The organism is Pseudomonas sp. CBS, assembly GCF_024734645.1.
Lineage (GTDB): Bacteria > Pseudomonadota > Gammaproteobacteria > Pseudomonadales > Pseudomonadaceae > Aquipseudomonas.
Map to the genome: position 1 here is coordinate 1,253,833 of NZ_CP102929.1, position 25,841 is coordinate 1,279,673.

Sequence of the window (25,841 nt, forward strand, 5' to 3'; positions counted from 1 at the left end):
TCAGCCGTCAGTTCCCTTTTTCAAAACTCGTTCGGTTAACCCTGCAGATGCTTTTAATTCGCCGATCGATTTGATCCAAAGGGAATGTTCATGTCGCAACCCGCTCGCTTCACTTTGCGCCCGCTGGCGCTGGCCGTTACCGCTACCTTGCTGTGCCTGGGCGCGCTCGACGCGCAAGCCGCCGAGTCGCCGTCGACTCAGGAAACGGCCCGCCACTACACCATCGCCGCGGGTTCTCTGATCAACGTGCTGAACAGCTTCGCCGAGCAGTCCGGGATCTTTATCGCCGGCCACAACAGCCTGGCCAGCGGCAAAACCAGCCCGGGCCTCAACGGCAGCTACACCCCGGCCAGCGGTTTGCAGCGCCTGTTACAGGGCAGCGGCTTGCAGGCCCTGCCCCAGGGCAACAACGGCTACGTGCTGGAGTTGATTCCGGCCAATACCGGCGCCCTGGAACTGGGCGCCACCACCATCTCCGGCGAAGGCCTCGGCGCCACCACCGAAGACACTCACTCCTACACCACCGGCGCCATGGCTTCGGCCACCGGCCTGGCGCTGTCGATGCGCGAGACGCCGCAGTCGGTAACGGTGATCACCCGCCAGCAAATGGACGACCAGGGCTCCACCAGCATCGCCGACACCCTGCGCCGTGCACCGGGCGTGAGCGTGCAGAACTACGACAGCGAGCGCTGGGAGTTTTCCAGCCGCGGCCTGCCGATCACCAATTTCCAGTATGACGGGGTCAACTCCACCTACGACGGCGTGTATGACTACGGCACCACCAGCACCGACATGGCGGTGTATGACCGCCTGGAAATCATCAAGGGTTCGGCGGGCTTGATGTCTGGCTCCGGTGACCCCTCGGCCACGGTCAACCTGATTCGCAAAAAGCCTACCCGGGACTTCAAGGCGTCGGTCACGCAGACGTTCGGCTCGTGGGACAACTACCGCACCGAAGGCGATATTTCCGGGCCACTGACCGACTCCGGCAACGTGCGCGGGCGTTTCGTCGGGGTATATCAGGATCGCCAGTCGTACCTGGACCACTACCAGAACACCAAGGACATCGCCTACGGCATTCTCGAAGCGGACCTGACGCCGGACACCCTGCTGACCTTCGGCATCGACCAGCAGGACACCCGCTCCCGTGGCGCCAGCTGGACCGGCTTCCCGATGTACTTCAGCAACGGTTCACGCACCGACTTCTCGCGGTCCTTCAACCCGGCCGCCGACTGGAGCCGCCGCGACTTCCAGAACCAGACCCTGTTCGCCTCGGTGCAACAAAAGCTCGCGAACGACTGGTCGCTGAAAGTCAGCCTCGACCGCAAGCGCAGCCAGCACGACACCCTGCTCGCCTCCGCCAGCGGCGGCAACCCGGACCCAGTCACGGGTGACGGGATGTACATGTTCATGGGCAAGTACAAGGGTGACCAGGTGCAAAACACCCTGGACATCAACCTCAATGGGCCCTTCAGCCTGTTCGGGCGCGAGCATGAATTGATCATGGGCTTCATGGCGACCCGCTCCAAACAGGACGTGCCGGTGTACGGCTCGGTCTACCCGCCCGTGGGCGGCAGCATTTATGACTGGCGCGGCGAATACCCGAAACCCGACATTCCCCGCAGCGGCCAGAACGACATCGTGCAACGCCAGACCGGCGCGTACCTGGCCACGCGCTTGAAGCCCACCGATGACTTGTCGGTGATCCTTGGCACCCGCGTCAGCAACTTCAGCGGCACCGACAACACCGACTTCTACGACCCGACCAGGGCCGACAACCGCATGACCTATCGCCAGTCGGGGGTGGTCACGCCCTATGCCGGGATCGTCTACGACCTCAATGACATCTGGTCGGTCTACACCAGCTACACCAAGATCTACAAACCACAAAACAGCAAGGACGCCGACCGCAAATTGCTCGATCCGATTGAAGGCGACACCTACGAAGCCGGGCTCAAGGCAGCATTTTTCGACGGCCGCCTGAACGCCAGCTTTGCCGCATTCCGCATCGAACAGGACAACGTTGCGCAGTACGTTTCCGGGTTTGAGACCGACTCGGTGTATCGACCGATTGCCGGCGCCACCACCAAGGGCTTTGAAGTCGAACTGGCCGGTGAAGTGCTGGACGGCTGGAACGTCTCGGCGGGCTACACCTACCAGCACTCCCGCGATGCCAACGGCGATTACGTCTACGGTTCCGTGCTGCAAACCACCTCGCCCCAGCAAGTGGTCCGGTTGTTCAACACCTATCGCCTGCCCGGCGCCCTGGAGAACCTGACCGTGGGTGGCGGCGTGAATTGGCAGAGCGAGTTCTTCGGCAATGTGTTCCAGCCGGACCCCAACGACTCGGTGAATTTCGGCCACAACTCACGTATCACCCAGGACAGCTACTTCCTGGTGGACGTCATGGCGCGCTACCGCTTCAACGAGCACCTGAGCACCACGTTGAACGTGAAGAACCTGTTCGATAAAAAGTACTACACCGGCCTGGGCAACTTCGGCACCGGCTTCTACGGCGAACCGCGCAGCCTGCAATTGGCGACCCGCTGGGATTTTTGAGCCCAAACGCCAGACTGCCGTAGCGCCTGCACCGGCAGTCGATTCGGGCTACATCCCATCAGGAAGGTACGTCTTTTGTTCTTGCCCGGCCCATCCGACGATGCAGGCTCCGGTCGCCCATAGCATGTGGGCGACCTTGCACAGAGCCTGAACGCCATGGATGACTTACCCTTTCTGTCCCACCTGTTGAAAAATATTTCTCCCTCCGCCCTGGACCTGATCAAGCGCCAGGCATTGCGCCTCAAGGATGACCAAACGCTGATCGCCGAGCTGATCGCCGGGTTGATCAGCCTGGTTGCACAGGGCACCGCGCCGGCAACCGAACCCATTCTGGTCAGCGTGCCTGAACACACCCTGCTCGGTCAGTGGGCGCGGCTCTTCTGCGATGCCATCGGCCGCCCAGCCTTCCGTGAGTGGGCCTCACGCCATGACCTGGAACTGGCAAGCCTGGTGTTTCGGGGCGGCGATTTGCAGGCCACGATCCTGGAAGGCACAGTCAGAAAACCGTACACCTTCACCCTGGACAAAGACTCGGACTGGTGGCGCGTCGCGAATCCGATCCTGGAGGTGGTGCAGATTATCGACACGGTCAACGCCGGCTTGCCGTTCATGGAAAACCCCGTCGAGCCTCATTCGCGAAAATTGCCGCTGAACCTGGTATTGCCGTTCTACGGCTACCCGGTACCGACCAATCATTTGCAGGCCCAGGTGATTCTCGAGGAGATCCACACCCTTGACACGCTGCCCGGTGTCGATGAAAGCGGGCGCCTCAAATCAACCCTGCGCAAGCGCCTGACCGAGGAGCAGCGCGATTACCAGCAACTGGCCGACGCGCTGCAGACGCTCCTGGGGCAAAGCACAAACGGCAGCCCGCCTTTCGACTGGCTCCAGCTCTACCTGCAGCGATGCAGCCTGGACTCAGACTCGATGCTGTCGAGCACGTTAAAGTACGCGGCACAGCTGCTTGACGCCGTGACGCAAGGGGAAGAATTCGCGAGCCTCAACCTGTCGAGTCAAGGCGCAGTAACCACCTACCGCTACTCCGTCGAGCAAAAAGCAGTGATTGGCGTGACCGACGACCGAGAGGTCAACAGCTGGCCCCTGGATCGCTCCAACAACTCGCCGCTGAACCAGCAATGGGACGAACTCGAGCGCCTGGCCAATCTCGCCCATACCGACATATTGCCGGACGCCAGCCTCACCCTGGCCGCGCTGATGACGGTCTATCGGCTGCCCCGGCCCGCCAGCGCAGAGGAAGCCCTGGCTTTGATCGAACAGCTACGCGCCACCACGGCTGCCACGTTTCCCTATGTCAGCTCGGCAGCGCACTCATTGATGGCCGTCAGCAAACACACGCGGCATATCGCGGTGCTCAACGACCGCTACACCATGCGGGCAGCACTCAAGTCGATCACCCTCGATACACAGCTCAACAGCACCCTGGACATGACCTTCAGCCTGGCCCTGGACTCGCCCTTTTTCGGGTTGATCGACAAAGGCGCGCAATTGCTCGCCGGCCTGCGCCAGGAAGCGGCCTTTCAACGCGTGAGCGCCAGCCACCAGTTCAACCCGGCCGGGGTATACATACTGAACGCGGGCGGCGACCTCAGCGGTTTTGCGCTGGACGACACCCCCAAGGTACTCACCCGTACCGACACGCCCCTTTCAGGCCTGACCCCGATGGCCGAGCCCTTGCTGGAGCTGGCCCGCCAGTCCGGCGGACGCATCAGCACCGATGGTCAAGTCAGCTTGCGACAGTTACTTAAGCTGTACCAGATGGCAATACCGGCCACCCGCGACGAAGCGCACATCACCGAACGCCTGCTGGGCATTGCGATACTCAAGCCGCCCCGGCACGGCAACTACTGGCGGGCATTGCAGGTGATGCCACTGCTGGCGGCGCAACGCACGCAAGTGCTGCAGACCGTCGCCGCCTTCCTGCCCAACCCGGACATAAGACTGTTCGACTACCTGAGCGAAACGATCGTCGGCGAAAAAAACCGTGACCAGGTGCGCGCCGAGGCTGATCTGCTGCTGCACCAACTATTGGCGTCGCCCCCGGCCCAGGCACTGGCCGCGCGGCTGTCCGAAACCGTGGGCTGGTACGGAGAACACGCCAGCGCTGCGAACACCCGTGCCAGCCGCAACGCACTGTTGTTTGCCGCACTGATTCTCAGCCTGGACGCGAATGCCGGTACGCGGCGGGCCACTGTCGCCGGCTATGACCTGACCGATTCCTATAACTGGGGCCTGACCTTCCAAGAAGTCCGTAACGGCGTAGAAGCCATGGTCCAGTTCAAGGTCCTGCGCAGCAGCGCCGTCCCAATGGCCGCGCACCTGTTGCTGGCGGGCATCGCCCCGGAATTCCTGGTGCGGGACATCCCTGATGAGGTGTCGTACATGAGCTCTCATACCTGGGTGCATTTCAAGCAATACGTGGACCTGATCGAAGCAGAAACACCGGGTGCGTCACGGGCCATGCGCTTCACTGACTTCATGACAATGATCTACTTCATCATTCCTTCCCGCCGGGTCCGCCGAGGCAGCCTGCCGATTACCGACTGGGCCGTGGCCAACGGGGTGCTGGCCAAAAGCGCCGGTGCCCGCGATACCGCCGAAAAGAATCGCGCCATTGCCGCGTTGAACGAGCAAATCAATCTGTTGCAGGTCAGTTCCGAGTTGCTGAAGAACGGGCATATCAGCCTGTATGAGATGGCCTTGCAGGACCTTCAACGGGTGTTTGCCGGCAACACCGACCTGGAGCGATTGGTCATGCAGTGGCAGGCCAGGCCTGGTACCCGCCCAGAGCCGGGCATCGCCGGCAACGCCGTCGTTTCGCTGGTTCAGTTGCACATGGCAGGCAAGCTGGTAAAGGGCACAACGCAATGGCGCTCGACGCTCAAGGACGTTGATTTCTCCAGCATGGCGTTACGGTTCGATGAGTTGGGGTCGATCCATTCCACCTTCGCCGCCGAGTTCGAGAAGCGCTACACGGCGGTGCGCGCAGCGCTGCTGCAGTCGATCATGTATTGGATGTCACAACTGCCCCTGCTTAGCCGAGAAGGCATGGAATATGGCAGCCTGGAATTCCATCGCCTGCAAACACCGCGCACCAGCGCTGACGGGCAGCCCCCAGGCGTCGGGCGATTCGGTGTGTTGGTGTTGTGTCGGTACGCGCGCGACAAACGCTTCTACGAGTTTCTCCCAAAACAACTGAAGGTTGCCCCGCTACCGGGCCTGACCCTTCAAACGTTCGAGCAGGCCCTGCGCACCGGTAATACCCAAGGCAGCCCGCTGCCGATTGATTGGTCAGCGTACGCACTCGGCACCACACCCAACGGGCAGCAACACGCGACGGTCATTGCCCAACGTTTTGCCGAATTGCCTGCAGTGTATGGGCCGCGCCCTGAGGTGCCCAACACCTTCACCTCACCCCGCAGCCTGGCCATTGCCAGCATCGTGATTGACCAGCACTTGCTGGTAGGCGCCGATGAGGCGCGAGCCGCAGCGAAGCAACCCCTGTCCCTGGCAGACGCCATCAGCGGCACGGACTCGCGGGTCGGTTTCCTGCGCAGAATGGAGCCCGAAACCATGAAATGAAACGTTACAGGCCGGTTTCTGTGTAATTATTCACTTCATTGTTTCCCGGTGAGACTTGTAGTGATGCGATCGCCCCTCGAACCGACTGCCCCTTCCTTCTGGAGAGATGAACGCCTGCCGTTCATTGAGGCTCGCACCATCGCCGATGGGCGAAAGGTTTGCTACACCCGCCACGCCCACGAGCACTTTTCCATCGGTGCGATCACTTCCGGGCAGAGCCTGTACATCCATGGGGCATCGACTTTCAAGATCAGCGCCGGCACCGTGGTCTTGATGAACCCCGGGGATGTCCACGCCTGCAACCCCATTGAAGATCTGCCCTGGTCCTATCACATGCTGTATATCGATACGGCCTGGCTGACCGACCTGCAGCACCAGCTGGGTTTCAGCAAGGACCAGGACTTTCGTCCGTTCACCGCCACCCACACCACGGATGTCGCGCTGTACAGCGGGCTGAACGAGCTGTATGAGGTGCTGGTGGACAACCACGCCGAACACTTGCACAAGCAGAGTGCGGTGGTGAGTTTTTTCACCGAGGTACAGCAACGCCTCAACCCGTCGACAACTCCGGTGCGCGAGGTCAATCACAAGCTGGAGCGCGCCGCCGACTATATCCGCGAACATTGCACCGAGGCCCTGAAACTCGAAGACATTTGCCAGGCGGCTGAGCTGTCGCCGTCGTACCTGATTCGTGCGTTCAAGCAGTATTACGGCATGACGCCCCACGCGTTTCTGGTCAATCGCCGTATTCAGTTTGCCCGCACCCAGTTGCGCAACGGCCAGTTGATCGCAGACGTCGCACTGGCGTCCGGTTTTTCTGATCAGGCGCATTTCCAGCGCACGTTCAAACAGCATCTGGCGGCAACGCCCGGGCAGTATCGCGGCTGATTCAGGCGAGCAGTAAATATCCTACGCTGGCCACCAGCAACGCCGCCATCGAGCGATTGAACAGGCGCACGCCCTGCGGATTATTCAGGTAGCGCCGCAAAAATGTGCCGGCATAGGCCCAGCACGCCACCGACAGGTAGCAAATCACCAGATAGAGCACCGCGAACAGCCAGACTTGCTGCGCATCGCCATCGGCCACGAACAAGCCCATGCCCGCCACACACGCCAACCAGGCCTTGGGGTTGAGCCACTGCATGATCGCGCCATACAGCATCGAGGGCGCCGTGGCCGTGCCATCGGCTTCCAGGTGTCCATCGTCCACTGCCAGTTTCCAGGCCATGTACAACAGGAACGCCACCCCGCCCCATTGAATCAGTTGGGTCAGCAGCGGCCAGCGCACCAGCACCTCATGCAGCCCCAGGCCAATCAGCACCAGCAGCAAGGTGAACCCCAGCGCGGCCCCGGCCACATGCTTCTGGCTGGCGGCAAACCCAAAACGCGCGCCTGAACTGAGGGCCACCACATTCACCGGTCCCGGGGTGATGGACGTGGCCAGGGCGAAGGCGGCCATGGAAATGATCAAGCTCATTGCAGTTCCTTTTTGTTGTGCGGGTACGAGCTGAACCTTAAGGGGAAGACGGATCACGGTATTGAAGAAAATGCCCCTGCCGGGAATGACCGAAAAAACCACCAGTTGAAACCTTTAGCCCACCCCCTGCAAAAGACAAATTTATTCCATTGATATAACTGTATTTTTCTCTTTCCAAAGGGCGTTTTTGATAGGAAAAAATGCGTGTTTCCCAAGGTAGGCGCGGTGCTAGAGTCGAGCGCACATCTGTCCGGATGACCTCAACCTGCTCACTAAAAAGGAATCGCCATGTCACGTCGCTTATTGGCAGCTGCCTGCCTGCTGCTGTCCTTCTCCGGGGCTCAGGCCGCGGAACGCTGGGAAACCCTTCCGCCCACTCCGGCGCCGATTGCGGGGGCCAAAACCGGCTATGCCGCCGTCAACGGCATCAAGGTCTACTACACCAAGACCGGGCATGGTTCGCCGGTGATCCTGCTGCACGGCGGCCTGTCCAATTCCGATTACTGGGGCAATCAGGTCAAGGCGCTGGCCGCCAAACACACGGTCATCAGCCTCGACAGCCGTGGCCACGGGCGCAGTTCCCGGGACGAGAAACCCTTCGGTTACGACTTGATGGCCGATGATGTGGTCGCCGTACTCGACAGCCTGAAAATCCCCCGTGCCGATATCGTCGGCTGGAGCGACGGCGCAATCATCGGTCTTGATCTCGCCCTGCGCCACCCCGACCGTATCGGCAAGGTGTTCGCCTTTGCCGCCAACACCCAGACGTCCGGGGTCAAGGATGGCGTAGAGAAAAACCCGACCTTCGCCGCCTTCATCGAACGCGCCGGCCAGGAGTACGCCAAGCACTCGCCGACGCCGAAACAGTACGACGCCTTCGTCGAGCAGATCAGCCATATGTGGGCCAGCCAACCCAACTGGACCGATGCCCAACTGGCGTCCATCAAGACCCCGATTCTGATTGTCGACGGCGACCACGATGAGGCGATCAAGCGTGAACACACCGAATACATCGCGGCGACCATTCCGGGGGCGGGCCTGCTGATTCTGCCGAACACCAGTCACTTCGCGTTCCTGCAGGATCCGGCACTGTTCAATGCCGCGCTGCTGGACTTCCTGGACAGCAAATAGCGCTGTCTACTCCCCCGTCATCCGCTCCAGGCTGTTGCTCAAGTGCAACAGCATGGCGGCCCGGGCCGCGTCCGGGTCCTGGCGGCGAATGGCTTTCAGGATCGCCTCGTGCTCAAGGTTCGCCAGGCGCCCCAGCGCCATCAGGTCCGCGTCGCCGCGTTCCTCGGCATTGATCCTGGTGCGCGGGATTACCGAGTTGCCCAGGTGATAAATCACGTCAGTGAAATAGGTGTTGCCGGTGGCCTGGGCGATCAGGCGGTGAAAACGCACATCGGGCTCAACGGCGCTGTCGTTATTGGCCAGTGAGTCCTGGTAATCATCCAGTGCCTGGCGCATCTGCTGCAGTTGTTCGTCGGTACGGCGCAGGGCTGCCAACGCCGCTGCCTGGGTTTCCAGGCCCATGCGCAGCTCAAGAATGCCGCGCACGCTGGCCGCGGTGTCGTGGGTCAGGTGCAGGCCCTGGCGTTCGTCGCGCTCCAGCACAAAGGTGCCGACACCGTGGCGGGTTTCCACCAGCCCGGCAGCCTGCAATTTGGAGAGCGCTTCGCGTACCACCGTGCGGCTGACACCGTACTCACCCACGATAGCGGACTCGGATGGCAGCTTCTCACCCGGCGCCATCTGCCCCAGGAGAATCTGCTGGGTTAATGCGGTGACGATGTCGTGGGCAAGGCCCGGGGAGCGCTTGCGATGAGGTGCCGAGGTGGGGTTTTGCATCAGGAATTCCGTTCTGGGGCGCCTGGCAATACTAGCATTCTTACAAGCCGCAACTTGTATGACAACAAACAAATACCTGTAGGAGCGAGCTTGCTCACGAAAAAACCTGCAGCACCGCAAACATTCAAGAATACCGCGTATTCATTGAAGATTTTCGCGAGCAAGCTCGCTCCTACAAAGGGTTGCCATCTCTGAAAATGCAGTTGTATGATGTCTATCAAGTTGTCAGACATCTCTGGTAACCCAAACACGTCCCCGCACAACAATAATCAGTGGGAGTTTGACCTCGTGACCCCTTCCAGCCCTGCGACAGCTGCGCCTGCCACCGACCCGGTCCTGGCCCGCGCGATCAAGAAAGTGAAGAGCCACGTGCTCCCGCTCTTCGTGATCATGTTCATCGTCAACTACATCGACCGCGTCAACATCGGCTTTGTGCGTACCCATATGGAACACGACCTGGGCATTGGTGCGGCCGCCTACGGCTTCGGCGCCGGGTTGTTTTTCATCGGCTACGCGCTGTTCGAAGTACCGTCCAACATGCTTCTGCAAAAAGTCGGCGCACGCATCTGGCTGACCCGCATCATGTTCACCTGGGGCATCACCGCGACGTTGATGGCCTTTATCCAGAACGAAACCCACTTCTACATCCTGCGCTTCCTGCTGGGCGTGGCCGAAGCCGGCTTCTTCCCCGGGGTGATCTACTACTTCACCCGCTGGTTGCCCGGTGTCGAACGCGGCAAGGCGATTGCGATTTTCCTCAGCGGCTCGGCCCTCGCCTCGCTGATCTCCGGCCCCTTGTCCGGCGTGCTGTTGCAAATCACTGGGCTGGGCCTGCACGGCTGGCAGTGGATGTACATCATCGAAGGCATGGCCTCGGTGCTGCTGTGCTTTTTCGTGTGGTTCTGGCTCGACTCCAAGCCCCACGACGCCAAGTGGCTCAGCCTTGAAGAAAAGGACGCGCTGGTGGGCGAAATCGACCGCGAACAACGCGAGCGTGATGCCGCCACCACGGTCAAGCCGACCTTGGGCACGCTGCTCAAGGACCGCCAGATCATGCTGTTCTGCGCCTTGTACTTCTGCATCCAGCTCACCATCTACGCTGCCACTTTCTGGCTGCCGAGCATCATCAAAAAGATGGGTGATCTGAGCGACATTCAGGTGGGTTTTTACAACTCGATACCGTGGTTGATTTCCATCATCGCGATGTACGCCTTCGCCGCATTGGCGGGCAAGTTCAAGTTCCAGCAAGCGTGGGTCGCTTCGGCACTGCTGATCGCTGCCGTCGGGATGTTCCTGTCCACCACCGGCGGGCCGATCTTTGCCTTTATCGCGATCTGCTTTGCGGCGATCGGCTTCAAGTCGGCGTCCTCGCTGTTCTGGCCGATTCCCCAGGGTTACCTGGATGCACGGATCGCGGCGGCAGTGATTGCACTGATCAACTCCATCGGCAACCTCGGCGGGTTTGTCGCGCCCACCACCTTTGGATTTCTGGAGCAGACCACCGGCTCGATCCAGGGCGGCTTGTATGGCCTGGCGGGCACTTCGATCCTTGCGGCGATCCTGGTGTTTTTCGCCAGGACCTTGCCCGGCCCGTCCACCCGCAGCGTGCTGCAACCCGCCCCCGTCTTGAGCAAATAAGGACTACACGATGAACACAGAACATCAACACCACGCCAACGGCGCCCCGGTCGTTACCGGGCTGCAAGTCATCCCGGTGGCCGGCCACGACAGCATGCTGCTCAACCTCAGCGGCGCCCACGGGCCGTTTTTCACGCGCAATATCGTGATCCTTACCGACAGCGCCGGCCGTACCGGTGTGGGTGAAGTACCGGGTGGAGAACGTATCCGCGAGACCCTGGAAGACGCCCGCAGCCTGGTGATCGGCAAGCCCATCGGCCAGTACCAGAGCATCCTCAATGCCATGCGCCAGACCTTCGCCGCGCGGGATTCGGCGGGCCGGGGTTTGCAGACGTTTGACCTGCGCATCACCATCCATGCCGTCACGGCGATGGAAGCCGCGCTCCTGGATTTGCTCGGCCAATTCCTCGAAGTCCCGGTCGCTGCCCTCTTGGGTGAAGGCCAGCAGCGCGATGCGGTGAAGATGCTGGGCTACCTGTTCTACATCGGTGATCGCCAGCAAACCGACCTGGCCTATCGCAGTGAAGACCATGCCGAAGACTGGTTCCGCCTGCGTCACGAACAGGCCATGACCCCTGAAGCCATCGTGCGTCTGGCGGAGGCGGCCAAGGCGCAATACGGTTTCAATGACTTCAAGCTCAAGGGCGGTGTCCTGCGCGGCGCCGAAGAAATCGAAGCAGTGACGGCGCTGGCCGAACGCTTCCCCGATGCGCGCATCACCCTGGATCCCAACGGCGCCTGGTCGCTGAAAGAAGCCATCGCCCTGTGCCGCGACCAGCATCACGTACTCGCCTACGCCGAAGACCCTTGCGGTGCGGAAAACGGTTACTCCGGGCGTGAAGTCATGGCCGAATTCCGCCGTGCCACCGGGCTGCCGACCGCCACCAATATGATCGCCACCGACTGGCGCGAAATGGGTCACGCGATCCAGTTGCAATCCGTGGACATTCCACTGGCCGATCCACACTTCTGGACCATGCAAGGCTCGGTGCGCGTGGCGCAGATGTGCCACGAATGGGGCCTGACCTGGGGCTCGCACTCCAATAATCACTTCGATATTTCCCTGGCGATGTTCACCCAGGTGGCCGCCGCCGCGCCGGGGGAAATTACCGCTATCGACACCCACTGGATCTGGCAGGACGGCCAGCGGTTGACCAAGGCTCCATTGAAGATCGTCGACGGGCATATCAAGGTGCCGGCCAAACCGGGCCTGGGCGTGGACATCGACATGGACGCCGTGGCCCACGCCCACGAACTGTACAAAGGCATGGGCCTGGGGGCGCGTAATGACAGCGTGGCGATGCAGTTCATGATTCCGGGCTGGACGTTCGATAACAAGCGGCCGTGCCTGGTGCGCTGACCTCAGCTGAAGATCATCGAAAAGTGCGCGCCCACCCCGGCGCGCACGCCCTCGCCCACTGCCAGCGCTACCGAGCCGCCGGCCAGGTTGGCATCACCACAGGCAAACACGCCGGGCACTGTGGTCTGGCGCGTTTCGTTGGTCAGCAGGTAAGGTCCGGTCGGCCCTTCGACAAACTCACACCCCAACTGCTCGGCCAACGGGCTGGCCATGTGCGTTCGGGACAGGGTGAACATACCGTCCAGGGCGATCACCCGGCCGTCTGCCAATTCAACATCCACCCGCTCACCGACAATCCTCCGCACCGCCTGGCTTTCGACGCTGACCCCGCGCCGATCCAGTTGCGCCTGCTGTTCGGCATCCGGCACAAAGACGCCGTTGGTAAACAGCGTGGTGGTGCCCCAGTCCGGCAGCATCATGGCGTGATGCATCGCCAGCGGTGACGTCGCCAGCACGCCGATGCGGCCTTGATCCAGTTCATAGCCGTGGCAATACGGGCAATGGAACACCTGCTTGCCCCAACGTTCTTTCAGCCCCTCGACCTCGGGCAACTCATCCACCACGCCGGTGGCAAGAATCAGGCGCTTAGCGTTGAACCCACCGCTGCAGCGGGTTTGCACCACGAAACCGTCCTGGTTTTGAATCGCTTCAAGGGCCGTGTCCTGCACCCAGGTCACCGTCGAATACTCCATCAACTGCCCTCGCCCTTCGGCAGCGATCAGCTCCGGCGGCTGGCCATCCTGGCTGAGAAAACCGTGGGAGGTGGCCGCAAACCGGTTGCGTCGCTGCCCGGCATCAATCACCAGCACTTTGCGCCGAGCTCGCGCCAACTGCAGCCCGGCAGACATTCCGGCGTAGCTGCCGCCTACGATAATCACGTCGTAAACCATGAAGATGACCTCTCTGGTGGCCCTTGCATCGGTTGCCGGGCACTCACGACACACCATAAGTTACGTAAAAATACCTCGTCAAGCGTCTCGCAACTCCAATCGTTACGAACGATACTTTCGGGCAGGAAATCCAGAGGTTTGCAGATGAGAAACGACACCCGACTTTCGCGCATGCTCCACGTGCTGATCCACATGGGCCGCCACGAGGAACGCGCCACCTCGGAGACCATCGCGCAAATGCTCGGCACCAACGCGGTGGTGGTGCGCCGCACCCTGGGCCTGCTCAAGGAGAAGGGTTATGTGCGTTCGGAAAAAGGCCATCAAGGCGGCTGGAGCCTGGGCAAACCCTTGAGTGAGATCACGTTGCTGGACATCCACAACGCCCTCGGCACGTCGTCGATCTTTGCCGTCGGCTTGTCCACCGATCACCCTCAATGCCTGGTGGAACAGGCCGTCAACGCGGCGCTGAACCAGGCCTTTGATGACGCCCAGGCGTTGCTCCTGCAGCGTTTGGGCGAGGTCACGCTGGCGCAGTTGGCGGATGATTTTGATGAGCGCTACCAGGTCGCGATGACGCCGGTGCCGTGCGCGTGATGCCTTCGGCGCCCTAGGCGCCGCCCACCGAACGCCACGCGGCCTCGGCCAGGGTCTCGCGATAGAGCCGCGGGCTGCTGATCGCCCGCCCGGCCAGCCAGGCGCGGCAGTAGGTATCGGCCTGGCCGATGATCAGAGCCGGCAGCAGCTCGGCCGGTACCTGATTCAGCTGATCAGCACGCCCAGGTAGCCCCATCCACTCCTTCAGCACTGCATTGCGCGCCTGGTTGCGGCTTTCCAGCTCGGCGGCGAATGGCCCCTTGGTCACGGCGAAATGCGCGTGGTACTGGAAACGCGCCCATTGCGGTTCGCTGTCCACCCAATCGACATAGCTGTGAACCAGCGCGTACACACCCTCCTTCGCCGTTTCGGCCGATTCAAGATAACGCCCACGCAATTCGGCCTGGTCTTCCAGCGCGGTAAAAAACAGTGCGGCGACCAGGCCTTCCTTGTTGCCGAAGTGGTGATAGATCGCGCCGACGCTGGTGTCGCAGCGTGCGCGGATCATCTCGATGGTGGTGGCTTCAAGGCCCTGTTCGTTGAACAGGTCGAGGGCGGCCTTAAAGATATCGCGCTTCAATTCGGCCCTTCGACCAGGGAAGCAACGCTGGAGCAGATCCGGGGTTTGCATGCTGAACACGAACTCAGTCAGTGAAGAAGAACAAGCCCGGGCAGCTTGACAGATTTCCCATGGGCAGAATACTGTTCCGTTACAGAACATTATTCTGTAACGGAACAGTATTCCGTGAATTCCATTTATTCAGCGAGGCAGCACCATGAGTCAGGCTTTGAGCATGTTCAACAGTGTCGGTCCCGAAGCGTTCAGCAAACTGGCGTGCCAGATGGCGCCCTACTTCAGCACGATCAATCCATTGATGACCCAATTGCGTCCGGGGTTTGCTTCGGTGGAAGTGCCGTTCAGCAAGGCCATTACCAACCACCTGGGTACGGTGCATGCGATTGCCATGTGCAACGCAGCGGAGTTGGCGGCGGGTACCATGACGGACGTTTCTGTGCCGGCGGGTGCGCGTTGGATTCCCAAGGGGATGACGGTGGAGTATCTGGCCAAGGCCAAGAGCAGCGTGACGGCGACGGCCAGTGGTGAGGGGATTGACTGGCAAACGGCGGGTGACAAGGTGGTGCCGGTTGAGATGCTGGATGCGGAGGGGAAATTGGTGTTTACCGCGCGGATTACCATGAACGTGAAATTGGGGTGAGTGTGTTGGGGATTGGGGGTATATCCGTTATTTATGTAACGGCCGCCTATGGTTCCGCTCTTACAGCGGCTCACTTTTGAAGAGCGCAAAAGTAAGCAAAACGCTCTTGCCCCACCACTCGGCACCTCGCCCAGGCTCGGTGTGCCCTCACTCCGGCTTTGGACCGTGGGCCGCCGTCATGGGCCATCCCTGGCCCAGGACGGCTAACCTGGCGTCCTGCCAGGTTACCCACGCTCCAAAGCCTGCGTTCGGCCAGCGTGGTTTAACGGGGCGCCTAAGATCAAGATCAAAAGCAAAAGCACAGCGGCCTACCGGCCGGCTTGAGTGTTGAAGAGCAAAAGCCAAATCAAAATCTAAAGCGGGCACGGTCCAAATGTGGGAGCGGGCTTGCTCGCGAAGGTCGTTAACGATGACGCTGGCATTCTGGATGAACGCGGCGCTCTCAGGTTTTTCGCGAGCAAGCCCGCTCCCACAGAAAAGCAGCTTTGTTTTCGCTCTGGTTTTTGCTTTTGCTTTTGATCTGGCTTTTAACACTCAAGCCGGCCGGGAGGCCGCTGTGCTTTTGCTTTTGATTTTGATCTGACTGCCCCAATAAGCCCGAGGCCGAACGCAGGCAGTGCGGAGCGGGTAAACCGGCAGGACGCCGGTTTAGCCGCGCCGGGCCATGGATGGCCCGTCGCGGCGGCCCGCGGAGCAATGCCGGAGTGAGGGAACACCGAGCCCTAGCGAGGTGCCGACAGGCGGGGCAGAGCCCTTTGCTTACTTTGGGGCTTTTCCAAAGTGAGCCGCTGTAAGAGCCATCCCTTTCAAGGTCTGCGTTTAAAAGTCCGTTTAAGGCCATGTTTAAGTACGTTTATCCGACTTAGCCGCCTTAAGCACCCTAGCTGTTGAGACATGCACCCGTGCCGCCTTACCTTCCAGCCACTCCTTGGGCTTGGCTACTTTGGGGCCACGAGGGCTTTTGGCTACGGACTTAGGTTTGATCATCCTTGCCAGGGCCAGCAATCGCTCTGCCAGCCCTTGCGGAGTCTTTTCAAGAGGGAAATTTTCCGCAGGCAATGCGATCTGCAAGCCTTGATAATCACTGCGAACATGCACCGCCAAATGGAAAATCGAAACCTCCCAACCCTCTGGCTGCGTTTCGCGGTGCGCCTGCTCAACGCTACGCTTGAGAACCGACAAAACGTTGTAAGCCAGGACCGCCGAGGCAAAGCCCAATAGCGCGGCTTTCGGGCTGCCAAGGCCTGTAATTTCACTGTCCAGTACCGACTCAAGGCGCTGAAACATTCCCTCGATACTCCAGCGATGACGGTATAAATCGGCTATCTGCCGGGCACCGATGGTGTCGGGCAAATTGCTCCAGAACCACATCACCAAATCACCTGAGTCATTCGCCGTTTGCAGGCTCAACTCAACACGTCGCCAGCGGCGGCCACCCTTCACTTCGATGATTTGTTCGCGAACGGTTCCGCTATCGACCGTCCCTGAGTCTTGCCACTCACTTTCCTGGACCAGGCGTGGATGCTTGCTGGGTTGGCGAACGATGAACGAAGCCCCCGTGTCCTCGCAGGCTTGCAGGACGGGCAGCGTGCAATAGAGCCGGTCAGCCATCCACAACTGGCCCGCGCATGCGCGGGCCAGCAGCGGTAAAACACTGACTCGCTCACTGGCGTAGGCATCTTCCCACGGCTGAAGATCAACGACTAAATCCAGGTCCGGATCGTAGGCAACTACTGAAAATCCTGGGCGCGCTGCGCCGCGCTCATTGCGCAGAGCGCCTAGACGTTTTTCAGTGGCCGGCAAGTGGTTGCCATCCACAATACGCAACTGCCAGCCAGGCAGGATCGATGAATGGCCGAGCGTTTCGACGGTCGGTATCAAACGCTCGGCACTGCCCGAAATGAGGGCGCGAAGCAGCTCGGGTTCGGTTCGCTTGATCTTGTCATAGAGTGCCGAAACACTGACCGAAAGGCCCTCCATCTTGCGCGCCGCCGCGTGTAACGACGGCCTCAAGCCCAATGAAACAAGGGACATCAGCTCAACAACGGTTGAAAACAAAAGCTCACGTGAGTACTGCCGTTGGCGGTGATCATCGAACACCTTGTCAACCCAAGCGGCATCTACTGCCTGCTCTAATATCAACTTGGTCATGACGCTGGCCGGCGCCTGTTTTTCAAACCGTTCTAAAACCTTTTCCCACATAGTTTCGTCGTCCTGACTGGATTGGTTAGGGGATTTTAAACCAAGACCTTGAAAGGGATGGCTGTAAGAGCGGAACCATAAGCCGCCGTTACCTAAATAACGGATATACCCCCCCAAAAAAACGCCACCACCCGCTGCTCAATGGCCTGCAAGCAATCACGCTGACTCACCTCATACGCAGGCACCGCGCACTCGTTCAAATAGTCGGCAAGCACGAACGAAGGATCAAACAACGTAGCAGTACTCAGCCGCAGGGCAAACGTCGGCACCACCGAACTACGTGCTTTTTTCGTACCGTGAGCCCACGCCATCAACGACCAGCCACCCGGCGCGATTCACCAGCCCTCTTTCAACATCCGCAATTCAAGATACTGCAACAGCATGATGGTCTTGCCGTCGACGATCTCGGCACTGTCTACCATGGCCAGGGCCGCCTCAAACCCCAGCTCCAGCACCTCGATATCCTCGCCCTCATCTTCCAGCCCGCCGCCATCACTGACCCGATCACCCGGCTGATATTCGCCGATAAAAAAGTGAATGCGCTCCGTCACCGAGCCCGGGCTCATAAAGGCCGAGTAGATCTTTTCTACATGACCCACCCGGTAGCCCGTCTCTTCTTCCGCCTCCAGGCGAATACGCTCCTCGGGGCTGGCGTTGTCCAGCAAGCCGGCGGCGGACTCAATCAGGTAACCGTGGTAGCCATTGACGTAGGTAGGCATGCGGAACTGGCGAATCAGCAACACCGTCCGCCGTTCGCGGTTGTACAGCAGGATCGTCGCGCCATTGCCTCGGTCATAGATCTCGCGGGTCTGGGACTGCCAGCTGCCGTCCCGGCGGCGCAGGTCAAAGGTGTACTTTTTCAGCACATACCAATTATCCGAGAGCAGTTCTTCAGCGTGAATACGAACGGGGCTGTTTTCCATGGCGGGGCCTTTTTGTCTTGTGTTATTCAGCATGTCGTGCAAAATCGTGCACAGTCAAGAAAAAACATGCAGGAAGCAATCGATGCTCACCCAACAACGCAAACAACACCTGCTGGACAAGCTGCACCGCGACGGCCGGCTGATTGCCAAGGAGTTGAGCCAGGCATTGGAGGTTTCCGAGGACACGATTCGCCGCGACCTGCGGGAAATGGCCAAGGACGGTTTGCTGCTGCGGGTGCACGGCGGCGCCTTGCCGGCTTCGCCCGCGATGGCAGATTTTTCGGTACGGGAACACTTGGTGCCCAAGGAAAAAATCGCCATTGGCCGTACGGCGGCGCAACTTGTGCAGCCCGGCCAAGTAGTGTTTATCGACGGCGGAACCACATGCCTGCAACTGGCCCATCACTTGCCAGCGGGCCTGAACGCCACCGTGGTCACCCACAGCCCATCGATTGCCATGGCGCTGGTGGATCATCCGCAGATTGAAGTGATCATGCTCGGCGGCCGGCTGTTTCGCCACTCATTGGTGGGGGTTGGCGCGGCCACGCTGGAGGCCATCGGCCGGGTAAACGCCGACCTGTATTTCATGGGGGTGTGCAGCGTGCACCCGAGTGCCGGGCTGTCTACCGGCGATTATGAAGAGGCGGTGGTCAAGCGCGCGTTGTGCCACGCCGCGGCTGAAACCATCGTGCTGGCCACCTCGGAAAAGCTCAATACCGCATCGCCCTACCAGGTGGTGGAGCTGGCACAGGTCAGCGCGATCGTCGCATTGGCCAGTACGCCGCAAGCACTGCTGCAACCCTATGAGGCCCAAGGGCTGACGCTTTATCTTGCGTGACCGTCAACACTCCTTGATGGCCTCCCATGATGCGGCGACTTGCGTAGCATCCGAGGCTTGGACCCGCGCCAGGTCAACTGGATATTCGACATGTGGGTTCTCAGCGAAACGTGTGGCGGTGAACTGGCCGTTACTGGCCCGCAGGATGTAGCCGCTGTCCTGGCACGATGCCGAGGCCAGGAAGATCACCCCGGGGGTTACCCACTCCGGCTTGAGGTTGTCCGGTTCGCCGCTCACGCCCCACATGCGGGTCTTGGCGACCGGCGAGATGGCATTGACCAGAATTCCATCCTCGGCCCCTTCGCCACTCAACGCATTCATGATCCCCAGTTGCGCCATCTTGCCGGCGCTGTAGGCAACCAGTCCCGGCTGGGCATAGTGCGTGTACATCGCACGGTCGGAGGTGGTCAGCACGACGCGCGGTGCGGTGGATTGCTGGAGGTGCCGCCAGGCGTGTTTGCACAGCCAGATCGGCGCGTAGACATTGATGTCCATTGCCCGCCGGATGAACGCCGCGTCGGCGGCTTTGATCGGCTGATAGCCGACCCAGCCGGCATTGTGGATCAGGATATCGAGCTGCCCGAAATGGATGATGGCGCACTCGATCAGTTCCTGGCAGCCGGCTTCAGCAGACAGGTCACCCGCGTGGCTAACCACCTGCAGACCTTCACGTTGAAGCGCCAACGCAGCCGCCTGGACCACCTGCGGGTCCCCACCATCACCGAGGGCGTCCGCGCCGATATCACTGAGCACCACCTGCGCGCCGAGGCGCGCCAACTCACGCGCATAGCTGAAGCCCAAGCCTCGGGCGGCACCGGTCACAATTGCAGTTTTACCTGTAAAGTCCATCGTTGCGTTCTCCTCATAGGCGCTCCACCCTAACAACTCGCAACCGCACTGTTTAATACTGAAAAACAGCGATTTTGATACCCACCGCGTATCAGGCCACGCAGGCCGCTCACCTGAAGGAACAGCCGAGATGATCGAAACCCGCCTACTGCGCCAGTTCATTGCCGTCGCCGAAGAGCTGCACTTTCACAAGGCCGCGCTGCGCCTGCATATGGCGCAGCCGGCGTTGAGCCAGGCGATCAATCGCCTGGAGCAGAAGATGGGGTTTTCCCTGCTGCAGCGGGACCGGCGCGGAGTGCAGCTGCTGCCGGCCGGGGCAGCGTTTCTTCAGACGGCTTACTCCGTCCTCGGGCAATTGCAGCAAGGCGTCGAACACGCCCGGCAGGTGTCCCAGGGGGTCGCCGGCACCCTCACCATCACCTCGGTGTCGATTGCCGGTTATCCCTGGCTGCTGGATGCCCTCAAGCAGTTTCGCCTGGCGTTTCCCGAGGTACAGCTGGTGATCAAGGAAATGCCCTCCGCCAGCCAGGCCAAGGCCCTGATAACGGGTGATGCCGATATCGCCTTTTTGCGTTATCTGCCGGGTCAGGCGGATCACATCGAGTCCCGGCTACTGCTGGATGAACCGATCCTGATGGCGCTGCCCGTGGACCATCCCGATGCCGGCAACGCCGCTATCGAGCTGAAGGATTTCGCCGATGCCGACTTTGTGTTCACCCCACAGGTATTGGGCAGCGGCTATCACCACCAGTTGATCTCATTGTGCGAGGCCGCAGGCTTCTATCCGCGCGTGGTCCAGGAAGCCGATCAATTGCACACCCTGATTGGCTTGGTGGCGTGCGGGTTTGGGGTGGCACTGGTACCAGAGTCGATTGCCCGTTCGATCACCGGTGACAAGGTGGTGTTTGTTCCCCTCTCCGTCTCGCCTTCCACCATCGGGCTCTACCTCAATTGGAGCACCGACAATCCCTCGCCATTACCCGGACACTTCTTCTCGGTACTGGAGGGACACCTGTAATACTTTGCAAGCAATGCCCGGTGACGACTGTCTAAATATTTCCTGCGGGGCCAAGGCATCTGTTAAAAACCGTGCTTAGCCTCTGTCCTGGAACCTTCATGTCTTCACGTTTACTGTCCCGCCTCGGCCTGCGCTGGTTTCCCCTGCTGTGCATGGCAGCCTTGATCATCGGCCTGCCCGTGGGGTGCGCGGTGCTGCAACACAAGGAGCGCGAACTGCTGTTTCGCGTCGAGCCGGGCACAGCCAGTTGGTACAGCGGGTTGCCGCGTGATGTGCAGGAGTTCGACCTGAAACCCGCAAGTTTCAAGTCCGGGCAAAATATTCACGGCTGGTGGTGGCCCGCTGCACAGAAGGACGCACCGGCGATTCTCTATCTGCACGGCGTGCGCTGGAACCTCACCGGCCAGCTGTTTCGCATTGAGCAACTGCGGGCCCTGGGTTTCTCGGTACTGGCCATCGACTACCGCGGCTTCGGCCAGAGCCAGGGCGACCTGCCTTCGGAAGCCAGCGTGTACGAAGATGCGCGCATCGCCTGGGAGCGCTTTCAGGTGCTGCAACCCGACCCCGCCAAACGCCTCATATACGGGCACTCCCTGGGTGGCGCAGTGGCCATCGACCTCGCGGCGGAACTGGGCAAACAGGCAGCGGATAATCATGTGCCGCCGCCGGTGCGCGGGCTGGTGATCGAGTCCACGTTCACGTCACTGGCGGACGTCGCCACGGCGGTGGCCAAGACCTCCCTGCCGGTGCGCTGGTTGCTGTCGCAGAAGTTTGATTCGATCGACAAGATCGCCGATATCCACATGCCGCTGCTGGTGGTTCACGGACTCGCCGACGCCTTCGTACCACCGCGCTTCAGCCAGCAACTGTTTGACGCGGCACAAGAGCCCAAACACCTGTTGCTGGTGCCCGGCGCTACTCATAACGACAGCATGCGGCTGGCTGGGCGCACCTACCGCCAGGCCTTGGATAGCCTGATGCAATCGAAGCGCCCAACCCAGGTGGCCGGTCCCTCTACCGGGCGTCCTAACGACTCGTAAATCTGCATTTCGGCACCGGTTTCGCCGGTGCCTGTCAAGGCGCAAAGCCTGCCCATACTGGCCATAAACAGCGACTGATCAAATATTAACCGCAGGTTAAATCGCCATACCCGCCGGGCTCAAGGGAAGTTATCCACAGAGATACCCACGGTTTCCGTGGACAACTCTTTTTATTTTTTTACGATTTTTTTGCTCAGTAATGCTCTGTTGGAAAGCTTCACGGCAGCTAAAACGCCTGCATCACCTCGCTGACAGAAACCACGGCACTTGATAGCGAGCACGCTCATGACCCTGCGTGGTTTGGTCATGATTTTCAGCACATTCGACAGGACGTCGGAGGGGCACAGCCATTGCGTTTGCGCCTGATGCTGATTAATCTCGCACAAACACGCATTAACGAGCATAAAAATGCACAACACCCACGCCGCCGTCGACCTGCCCTCCCTGCGCAAACAAAAAATCCTGTTGCTGCTGGAGCGCGACGGCAAGGTCACCGCCTCGGAACTGGTGGAACATTTCGCCGTTTCCCAGGACACCATTCGCCGCGACCTCGGCGAACTCGCCTCTGCCGGTTTGCTGCAACGCGTGCATGGCGGCGCCCTGCCGCGACCAAAGGACACGGGCAAGGACTTCTTCACGCGTTTCGGCGAAACCACCGCGACCAAACGCCACCTGGCGCAACTCGCCGCTGATCGCGTGGAAGACGGCCAGATCGTGCTGTTCGACTCCGGTACCACCACCCTGCAAATCGCTCAGTCCTTGCCGCATTCCATCAAGCTGACCGCCGTCACCCACTCACCGATGATTGCCATCGCGTTGTCCGAGCACCCCAATGTGACGGTGATCCTCGCCGGTGGCCAACTCAACCCGGTGACCATGGCGGCCAGCGGGCACGAGGCGTTGCGGCTGATCCAGGGCATCAAGGCCGACCTGCTGTTCACGGGTGTGTGCGCCCTGCATCCACAGGTCGGCATCAGCTCGCTGCACTTTGAGGAGGTAGCAGTAAAACAAGCTATGCTCGACAGCGCCTCCCACGTGGTGGCCGTCACCTTGGCCGACAAACTGGGCGCCGTGGAGCCATTTGTGGTGGCTCCGTGCAGCCGCATCCATACCCTGATTACCGAGTGGCATGTGCCGCCGGGCAGCGTCGAGGCTTATGAATGCCAGGGGCTGGAGGTGTTGCAAGTGGATGCCTGACAAGCCGTCCCATGACAGGCCAGGCCCGATAGCCTGTGCAGAGGAATATTCCCATGGCGTTTCCCGTGCTGATTCTGGATGCTCCCAACCCTCCACTGCTCCATGATGAAATCGAACGGTGCCTGGCATATGGGTTGGAAATCACCCTCAACCTGCACTACTTCGCCGACCAGCAAAGCATCAAAAAACAGTACGCCGGGCGGATTCAGTTCGTGGATATCAACTGCCACGACACACCTTCGCTGATCAGCACCGTGGTCAACGCCGGGGGCTACAGCGTCCTCAAGACCCGCTTAAACATCCCCTTGGGCGCTGCACTGATCAACGCCGCGGCCTCGCCTCATCTAAGCCGCCCGTTGCAGGCAATCGCCCAGGCTGGAGTCGGGCTCAACCATATCGACTTGCAGGCCGCCGCCGAGCATGGCGTGGCCGTGCTCAATACCCCGGGCTCCAACGCAACCGCCGTGGCGGAGTATGTGCTGGCACAAACCCTGTTCCTGTCTCGGGACCTTAACCTCTACAACACCCAAACCCATCAAGGCCAGTGGTCGAAAGGCCTGCTCGCGCCCGCGTTGCAAATCGCCGAGTTGACGCTGGGGCTGGTGGGCACCGGCAGGATCGCCCAGGCGCTCGCCCATAAAGCCCAAGCCTTGGGTATGCACGTGATCGCCACGGGCTCCGAACGATTCACCCGGCAAGCCGCCGCTTACCTGGGCCTGCAATGGCGCGCCACACTCGGCGAATTGCTGGGTGAGGCCGACGTCGTGTCCATTCACACGCCGCTTACCCCGCAGACCAAGGGCTTGTTCGACAGCAGTGCATTCACACGGATGAAACCGGGTTCGATCCTGATCAATACAGCCCGTGGCGGCATCGTCGACGAGGGCCAACTGGCAAGCTTCATGACGCGCTTTCCCGGCAATATCAAGGGGGTCGCCATCGATACCTTCGCCAGGGAAAAAGATCAGTTCGAATCGCCTTTGACGGGTATTGCCAACGCGATATTGACGCCACACATTGCGGGCAACACCCGTACCGCAATCATCGAGGCGTCAGCGCAAATCATTGACCACATTCATGCCTTCCACCAAGCAAGGCTTGAAGGCTGAGGGCATCCGCAACCGCATGGCCACTGGCGGTGTTGTCAAAAATGCACCAGGTGGGAACGCCCTCGGTTGACGATCTTTGCATCGCCTCACCCAAGGCGTGCAGTCGATCCATTTCGTAGGCGCTGTGATAGATACGCGGCGAACCGTGCAGGCGCCAATAACGCACGCCCTGCCAACCTCTCGGTACGTCACCTTCAGCAATCACCGGCGGGTCGGCGGCCACCCGGCCTATTTGATACTCCTGCAACATGCCTTCGGCCTGCACCCAACTGGCATGCCGCGGCTCCAGCACCACATTGCCGGCGAAGCGCTGGCGCAAGGCCGTGAAGAAACCGGCAGCGATGGCTGCCTCATAGTTCAATGAAGGCGGTAATTGCACCAGCAGGCAGCCCAGGCGATCACCCAACTGCAGGCACTGTGAGAGGAATTCATCCAGCGCCTTATCACAGTCATGCAGACGCAACTCATGGGTTATCAGTCGAGGCACCTTGACCGAAAAACCAAAACCACGCGGCACCGACTGCGCCCATCGCTCATAGGTTTGCGGGCGATGGGGACGATAGAAAGAGCTGTTGATTTCAACCGCATTCAAGCACGCGGCATAACGTTGCAGATGGGTGCCCTGCCGAGGAAATCGAGGCCATTGCTCTCGAGGCAGGCTCCAACCGGCACACCCTAGAAAAATCGGCATCAGAACAACACCGACGCTGCATCCCTCATGAAAATCTCCACCGTCTTCGGCCCGACGCCCTCGAACGCGTTCAAGCGTTTTTCAAACTCCGCGCGGTCGGCACTGGCGTTGTGTATGTGGCTGATCTTGCCCGCGTACTCCGCGTTCAACTTGCTGCTGAGGTCCAGCAGGCGTTGCGCGGTGCTTTCGTCGTAACGCACGTAATGCGCCTCGCCGAGCATGGCCACCAACTCACGGGAGGTGCAGTGTTGCAGTTTGCGCGGCGTGTCCCGGCCATGCTTCACCACAATCACCTGATAGGCCTGGGCCGCAATCTGCGCCTGAATGCGCTTGCCCATCAAGAAGCTGGCGATAAACCACTTGAACAAGGCGTTGTCATCGCCGGGTGTGAGCTCAATACCCAGCTCACCGGCGCTGATGGATCGGCCCATGGCTGCCTCCGTTATTCACTGGCCCAGCTTGCGCTCGGCCTTGGCGGCTTGCTCGTTGATCTGGTCGGTTTGCCGTTGTGTGTCCTTGATGGACGTCGGCGTGATCACCTTATCAACGGTTTCAGTCTTGGGATTCGGGCGCTGCAAGGAACTGTCCTTCTCGTCAAGCTGGCGGCCTTTCTGCGCCTGTTCGGAGCTGATTGCATTGGGGGTTTTGTCGGGTTTTTTTTCAGTGCCCATGGTGATTCTCCTGCTGTTAAAAGATCACGCTCCAGCGCGGAGCCGCTATGCAGCAGAGCCCATGGTTTTTTGATAGTTCAAGGAAATTGCGTGGGCTGCGGCCCGGAGAAATAAGCGCAA

The 25,841-nt window shown here is 60.3% G+C and carries 24 protein-coding genes and 1 pseudogene; 14 read left to right on the forward strand and 11 right to left on the reverse strand.

From position 1 onward, the window contains the following. Positions 1 to 90 precede the first annotated feature (90 nt). From NVB75_RS05550 to NVB75_RS05560, 3 genes are all read left to right on the forward strand, one after another. Positions 91 to 2,559: a TonB-dependent receptor gene (locus NVB75_RS05550; protein WP_258346362.1), complete on the forward strand. Its 2,469-nt coding sequence runs from the start codon at positions 91 to 93 to the stop codon at positions 2,557 to 2,559. Between the two features lie 156 nt (positions 2,560 to 2,715). Then, positions 2,716 to 6,159 (forward strand): hypothetical protein, encoded by a 3,444-nt coding sequence (locus NVB75_RS05555; protein WP_258346363.1) that lies wholly within the window; start codon positions 2,716 to 2,718, stop codon positions 6,157 to 6,159. Positions 6,160 to 6,222: 63 nt separating this feature from the next. Next, positions 6,223 to 7,047 carry an AraC family transcriptional regulator gene (locus NVB75_RS05560; protein WP_258346364.1) on the forward strand — a complete coding sequence of 275 codons (825 nt, stop codon included), beginning with the start codon at positions 6,223 to 6,225 and terminating at the stop codon, positions 7,045 to 7,047. A 1-nt stretch (position 7,048) separates the two neighbouring features. On the opposite strand, the gene NVB75_RS05565 is transcribed toward NVB75_RS05560, so the two are convergent. Next, positions 7,049 to 7,636 (reverse strand): LysE family translocator, encoded by a 588-nt coding sequence (locus NVB75_RS05565; RefSeq protein WP_258346365.1) that lies wholly within the window; start codon positions 7,634 to 7,636, stop codon positions 7,049 to 7,051. 288 nt (positions 7,637 to 7,924) lie between these two features. Here NVB75_RS05565 and NVB75_RS05570 point away from each other — a divergent pair, with 288 nt between their 5' ends. Further along, a complete protein-coding gene (locus NVB75_RS05570; protein WP_258346366.1) occupies positions 7,925 to 8,767 on the forward strand; it encodes an alpha/beta fold hydrolase in 843 nt (280 codons plus the stop codon). 6 nt (positions 8,768 to 8,773) lie between these two features. Here the strand turns inward: NVB75_RS05570 and NVB75_RS05575 are convergent, their stop codons facing one another. Continuing rightward, positions 8,774 to 9,484 carry a FadR/GntR family transcriptional regulator gene (locus tag NVB75_RS05575; RefSeq protein ID WP_258346367.1) on the reverse strand — a complete coding sequence of 237 codons (711 nt, stop codon included), beginning with the start codon at positions 9,482 to 9,484 and terminating at the stop codon, positions 8,774 to 8,776. A gap of 288 nt (positions 9,485 to 9,772) precedes the next feature. Here NVB75_RS05575 and NVB75_RS05580 point away from each other — a divergent pair, with 288 nt between their 5' ends. Both NVB75_RS05580 and gudD read left to right on the forward strand, forming a co-directional pair. Next, positions 9,773 to 11,122, forward strand: a complete 1,350-nt coding sequence (locus NVB75_RS05580; protein ID WP_258346368.1) for an MFS transporter — start codon at positions 9,773 to 9,775, stop codon at positions 11,120 to 11,122. Positions 11,123 to 11,132: 10 nt separating this feature from the next. Next, positions 11,133 to 12,482 (forward strand): glucarate dehydratase, encoded by a 1,350-nt coding sequence (gudD, locus tag NVB75_RS05585; RefSeq protein ID WP_177026754.1) that lies wholly within the window; start codon positions 11,133 to 11,135, stop codon positions 12,480 to 12,482. A gap of 2 nt (positions 12,483 to 12,484) precedes the next feature. On the opposite strand, the gene NVB75_RS05590 is transcribed toward gudD, so the two are convergent. Next, positions 12,485 to 13,372 carry an NAD(P)/FAD-dependent oxidoreductase gene (locus NVB75_RS05590; RefSeq protein WP_258346369.1) on the reverse strand — a complete coding sequence of 296 codons (888 nt, stop codon included), beginning with the start codon at positions 13,370 to 13,372 and terminating at the stop codon, positions 12,485 to 12,487. Between the two features lie 144 nt (positions 13,373 to 13,516). Here NVB75_RS05590 and NVB75_RS05595 point away from each other — a divergent pair, with 144 nt between their 5' ends. Then, the gene (locus NVB75_RS05595) at positions 13,517 to 13,966 is read left to right on the forward strand and encodes an Rrf2 family transcriptional regulator (RefSeq protein WP_026077973.1); all 450 of its coding nucleotides are present in this window, start codon (positions 13,517 to 13,519) and stop codon (positions 13,964 to 13,966) included. A 13-nt stretch (positions 13,967 to 13,979) separates the two neighbouring features. Here NVB75_RS05595 and NVB75_RS05600 read toward each other — a convergent pair whose 3' ends face one another. Continuing rightward, positions 13,980 to 14,597 carry a TetR/AcrR family transcriptional regulator gene (locus NVB75_RS05600; RefSeq protein WP_258346370.1) on the reverse strand — a complete coding sequence of 206 codons (618 nt, stop codon included), beginning with the start codon at positions 14,595 to 14,597 and terminating at the stop codon, positions 13,980 to 13,982. Positions 14,598 to 14,742: 145 nt separating this feature from the next. Between NVB75_RS05600 and NVB75_RS05605 the strand changes: the two genes are divergently transcribed. Further along, positions 14,743 to 15,183: a hotdog fold domain-containing protein gene (locus tag NVB75_RS05605; protein WP_258346371.1), complete on the forward strand. Its 441-nt coding sequence runs from the start codon at positions 14,743 to 14,745 to the stop codon at positions 15,181 to 15,183. A gap of 409 nt (positions 15,184 to 15,592) precedes the next feature. Further along, positions 15,593 to 15,766, forward strand: coding sequence for a hypothetical protein (locus NVB75_RS05610; RefSeq protein ID WP_258346372.1), 174 nt, complete (start codon positions 15,593 to 15,595; stop codon positions 15,764 to 15,766). Between the two features lie 260 nt (positions 15,767 to 16,026). Here the strand turns inward: NVB75_RS05610 and NVB75_RS05615 are convergent, their stop codons facing one another. The 3 genes and pseudogenes from NVB75_RS05615 to nudK all read right to left on the reverse strand — a co-directional run bounded on the left by NVB75_RS05615 (position 16,027) and on the right by nudK (position 18,308). Continuing rightward, on the reverse strand, positions 16,027 to 17,334 hold the full coding sequence (locus NVB75_RS05615) for an IS4 family transposase (RefSeq protein WP_258348477.1): 1,308 nt from the start codon (positions 17,332 to 17,334) through the stop codon (positions 16,027 to 16,029). A 173-nt stretch (positions 17,335 to 17,507) separates the two neighbouring features. After that, a pseudogene (locus NVB75_RS05620) lies at positions 17,508 to 17,675 on the reverse strand (alpha/beta hydrolase); the annotation flags it as partial. A gap of 45 nt (positions 17,676 to 17,720) precedes the next feature. Continuing rightward, positions 17,721 to 18,308 carry a GDP-mannose pyrophosphatase NudK gene (gene nudK / locus NVB75_RS05625; RefSeq protein WP_258346373.1) on the reverse strand — a complete coding sequence of 196 codons (588 nt, stop codon included), beginning with the start codon at positions 18,306 to 18,308 and terminating at the stop codon, positions 17,721 to 17,723. A gap of 82 nt (positions 18,309 to 18,390) precedes the next feature. Here nudK and NVB75_RS05630 point away from each other — a divergent pair, with 82 nt between their 5' ends. Then, the gene (locus NVB75_RS05630) at positions 18,391 to 19,146 is read left to right on the forward strand and encodes a DeoR/GlpR family DNA-binding transcription regulator (RefSeq protein WP_258346374.1); all 756 of its coding nucleotides are present in this window, start codon (positions 18,391 to 18,393) and stop codon (positions 19,144 to 19,146) included. A gap of 3 nt (positions 19,147 to 19,149) precedes the next feature. Here NVB75_RS05630 and NVB75_RS05635 read toward each other — a convergent pair whose 3' ends face one another. Beyond that, positions 19,150 to 19,995: an SDR family NAD(P)-dependent oxidoreductase gene (locus tag NVB75_RS05635; RefSeq protein WP_258346375.1), complete on the reverse strand. Its 846-nt coding sequence runs from the start codon at positions 19,993 to 19,995 to the stop codon at positions 19,150 to 19,152. 130 nt (positions 19,996 to 20,125) lie between these two features. Here NVB75_RS05635 and NVB75_RS05640 point away from each other — a divergent pair, with 130 nt between their 5' ends. The 4 genes from NVB75_RS05640 to NVB75_RS05655 all read left to right on the forward strand — a co-directional run bounded on the left by NVB75_RS05640 (position 20,126) and on the right by NVB75_RS05655 (position 24,359). Then, positions 20,126 to 21,013, forward strand: coding sequence for a LysR family transcriptional regulator (locus NVB75_RS05640; protein ID WP_258346377.1), 888 nt, complete (start codon positions 20,126 to 20,128; stop codon positions 21,011 to 21,013). Positions 21,014 to 21,111: 98 nt separating this feature from the next. Next, positions 21,112 to 22,053, forward strand: coding sequence for an alpha/beta hydrolase (locus NVB75_RS05645; protein WP_258346378.1), 942 nt, complete (start codon positions 21,112 to 21,114; stop codon positions 22,051 to 22,053). A gap of 408 nt (positions 22,054 to 22,461) precedes the next feature. After that, the gene (locus tag NVB75_RS05650) at positions 22,462 to 23,250 is read left to right on the forward strand and encodes a DeoR/GlpR family DNA-binding transcription regulator (RefSeq protein WP_258346379.1); all 789 of its coding nucleotides are present in this window, start codon (positions 22,462 to 22,464) and stop codon (positions 23,248 to 23,250) included. Positions 23,251 to 23,303: 53 nt separating this feature from the next. Beyond that, entirely contained in the window at positions 23,304 to 24,359 is a 1,056-nt protein-coding gene (locus tag NVB75_RS05655; protein WP_258346380.1) for a D-isomer specific 2-hydroxyacid dehydrogenase family protein, read from the forward strand. On the opposite strand, the gene NVB75_RS05660 is transcribed toward NVB75_RS05655, so the two are convergent. The 3 genes from NVB75_RS05660 to NVB75_RS05670 are packed head-to-tail and all read right to left on the reverse strand — an operon-like array spanning position 24,313 to position 25,721. Beyond that, positions 24,313 to 25,050, reverse strand: a complete 738-nt coding sequence (locus NVB75_RS05660) for a DUF72 domain-containing protein (protein ID WP_258346381.1) — start codon at positions 25,048 to 25,050, stop codon at positions 24,313 to 24,315. The genes NVB75_RS05655 and NVB75_RS05660 overlap by 47 nt on opposite strands. Next, positions 25,050 to 25,481 (reverse strand): DNA methylase, encoded by a 432-nt coding sequence (locus NVB75_RS05665; RefSeq protein ID WP_258346382.1) that lies wholly within the window; start codon positions 25,479 to 25,481, stop codon positions 25,050 to 25,052. Before NVB75_RS05665 ends, NVB75_RS05660 begins: the two co-directional genes overlap by 1 nt. Before the next feature lie 15 nt (positions 25,482 to 25,496). Next, positions 25,497 to 25,721 (reverse strand): hypothetical protein, encoded by a 225-nt coding sequence (locus NVB75_RS05670; RefSeq protein WP_258346384.1) that lies wholly within the window; start codon positions 25,719 to 25,721, stop codon positions 25,497 to 25,499. Positions 25,722 to 25,841: the final 120 nt, after the last annotated feature.

Excerpts from the sequence above, each read along its gene's own strand:
- NVB75_RS05550 (WP_258346362.1), top strand. The coding sequence starts at position 91 with ATGTCGCAACCCGCTCGCTTCACTTTGCGCCCGCTGGCGCTGGCCGTT.
- NVB75_RS05555 (WP_258346363.1), top strand. The coding sequence starts at position 2,716 with ATGGATGACTTACCCTTTCTGTCCCACCTGTTGAAAAATATTTCTCCC.
- NVB75_RS05560 (WP_258346364.1), top strand. The coding sequence starts at position 6,223 with ATGCGATCGCCCCTCGAACCGACTGCCCCTTCCTTCTGGAGAGATGAA.
- NVB75_RS05565 (WP_258346365.1), bottom strand. The coding sequence starts at position 7,636 with ATGAGCTTGATCATTTCCATGGCCGCCTTCGCCCTGGCCACGTCCATC.
- NVB75_RS05570 (WP_258346366.1), top strand. The coding sequence starts at position 7,925 with ATGTCACGTCGCTTATTGGCAGCTGCCTGCCTGCTGCTGTCCTTCTCC.
- NVB75_RS05575 (WP_258346367.1), bottom strand. The coding sequence starts at position 9,484 with ATGCAAAACCCCACCTCGGCACCTCATCGCAAGCGCTCCCCGGGCCTT.
- gudD (WP_177026754.1), top strand. The coding sequence starts at position 11,133 with ATGAACACAGAACATCAACACCACGCCAACGGCGCCCCGGTCGTTACC.
- NVB75_RS05590 (WP_258346369.1), bottom strand. The coding sequence starts at position 13,372 with ATGGTTTACGACGTGATTATCGTAGGCGGCAGCTACGCCGGAATGTCT.
- NVB75_RS05595 (WP_026077973.1), top strand. The coding sequence starts at position 13,517 with ATGAGAAACGACACCCGACTTTCGCGCATGCTCCACGTGCTGATCCAC.
- NVB75_RS05600 (WP_258346370.1), bottom strand. The coding sequence starts at position 14,597 with ATGCAAACCCCGGATCTGCTCCAGCGTTGCTTCCCTGGTCGAAGGGCC.
- NVB75_RS05605 (WP_258346371.1), top strand. The coding sequence starts at position 14,743 with ATGAGTCAGGCTTTGAGCATGTTCAACAGTGTCGGTCCCGAAGCGTTC.
- NVB75_RS05610 (WP_258346372.1), top strand. The coding sequence starts at position 15,593 with ATGACGCTGGCATTCTGGATGAACGCGGCGCTCTCAGGTTTTTCGCGA.
- NVB75_RS05615 (WP_258348477.1), bottom strand. The coding sequence starts at position 17,334 with ATGACCAAGTTGATATTAGAGCAGGCAGTAGATGCCGCTTGGGTTGAC.
- nudK (WP_258346373.1), bottom strand. The coding sequence starts at position 18,308 with ATGGAAAACAGCCCCGTTCGTATTCACGCTGAAGAACTGCTCTCGGAT.
- NVB75_RS05630 (WP_258346374.1), top strand. The coding sequence starts at position 18,391 with ATGCTCACCCAACAACGCAAACAACACCTGCTGGACAAGCTGCACCGC.
- NVB75_RS05635 (WP_258346375.1), bottom strand. The coding sequence starts at position 19,995 with ATGGACTTTACAGGTAAAACTGCAATTGTGACCGGTGCCGCCCGAGGC.
- NVB75_RS05640 (WP_258346377.1), top strand. The coding sequence starts at position 20,126 with ATGATCGAAACCCGCCTACTGCGCCAGTTCATTGCCGTCGCCGAAGAG.
- NVB75_RS05645 (WP_258346378.1), top strand. The coding sequence starts at position 21,112 with ATGTCTTCACGTTTACTGTCCCGCCTCGGCCTGCGCTGGTTTCCCCTG.
- NVB75_RS05650 (WP_258346379.1), top strand. The coding sequence starts at position 22,462 with ATGCACAACACCCACGCCGCCGTCGACCTGCCCTCCCTGCGCAAACAA.
- NVB75_RS05655 (WP_258346380.1), top strand. The coding sequence starts at position 23,304 with ATGGCGTTTCCCGTGCTGATTCTGGATGCTCCCAACCCTCCACTGCTC.
- NVB75_RS05660 (WP_258346381.1), bottom strand. The coding sequence starts at position 25,050 with ATGCCGATTTTTCTAGGGTGTGCCGGTTGGAGCCTGCCTCGAGAGCAA.
- NVB75_RS05665 (WP_258346382.1), bottom strand. The coding sequence starts at position 25,481 with ATGGGCCGATCCATCAGCGCCGGTGAGCTGGGTATTGAGCTCACACCC.
- NVB75_RS05670 (WP_258346384.1), bottom strand. The coding sequence starts at position 25,721 with ATGGGCACTGAAAAAAAACCCGACAAAACCCCCAATGCAATCAGCTCC.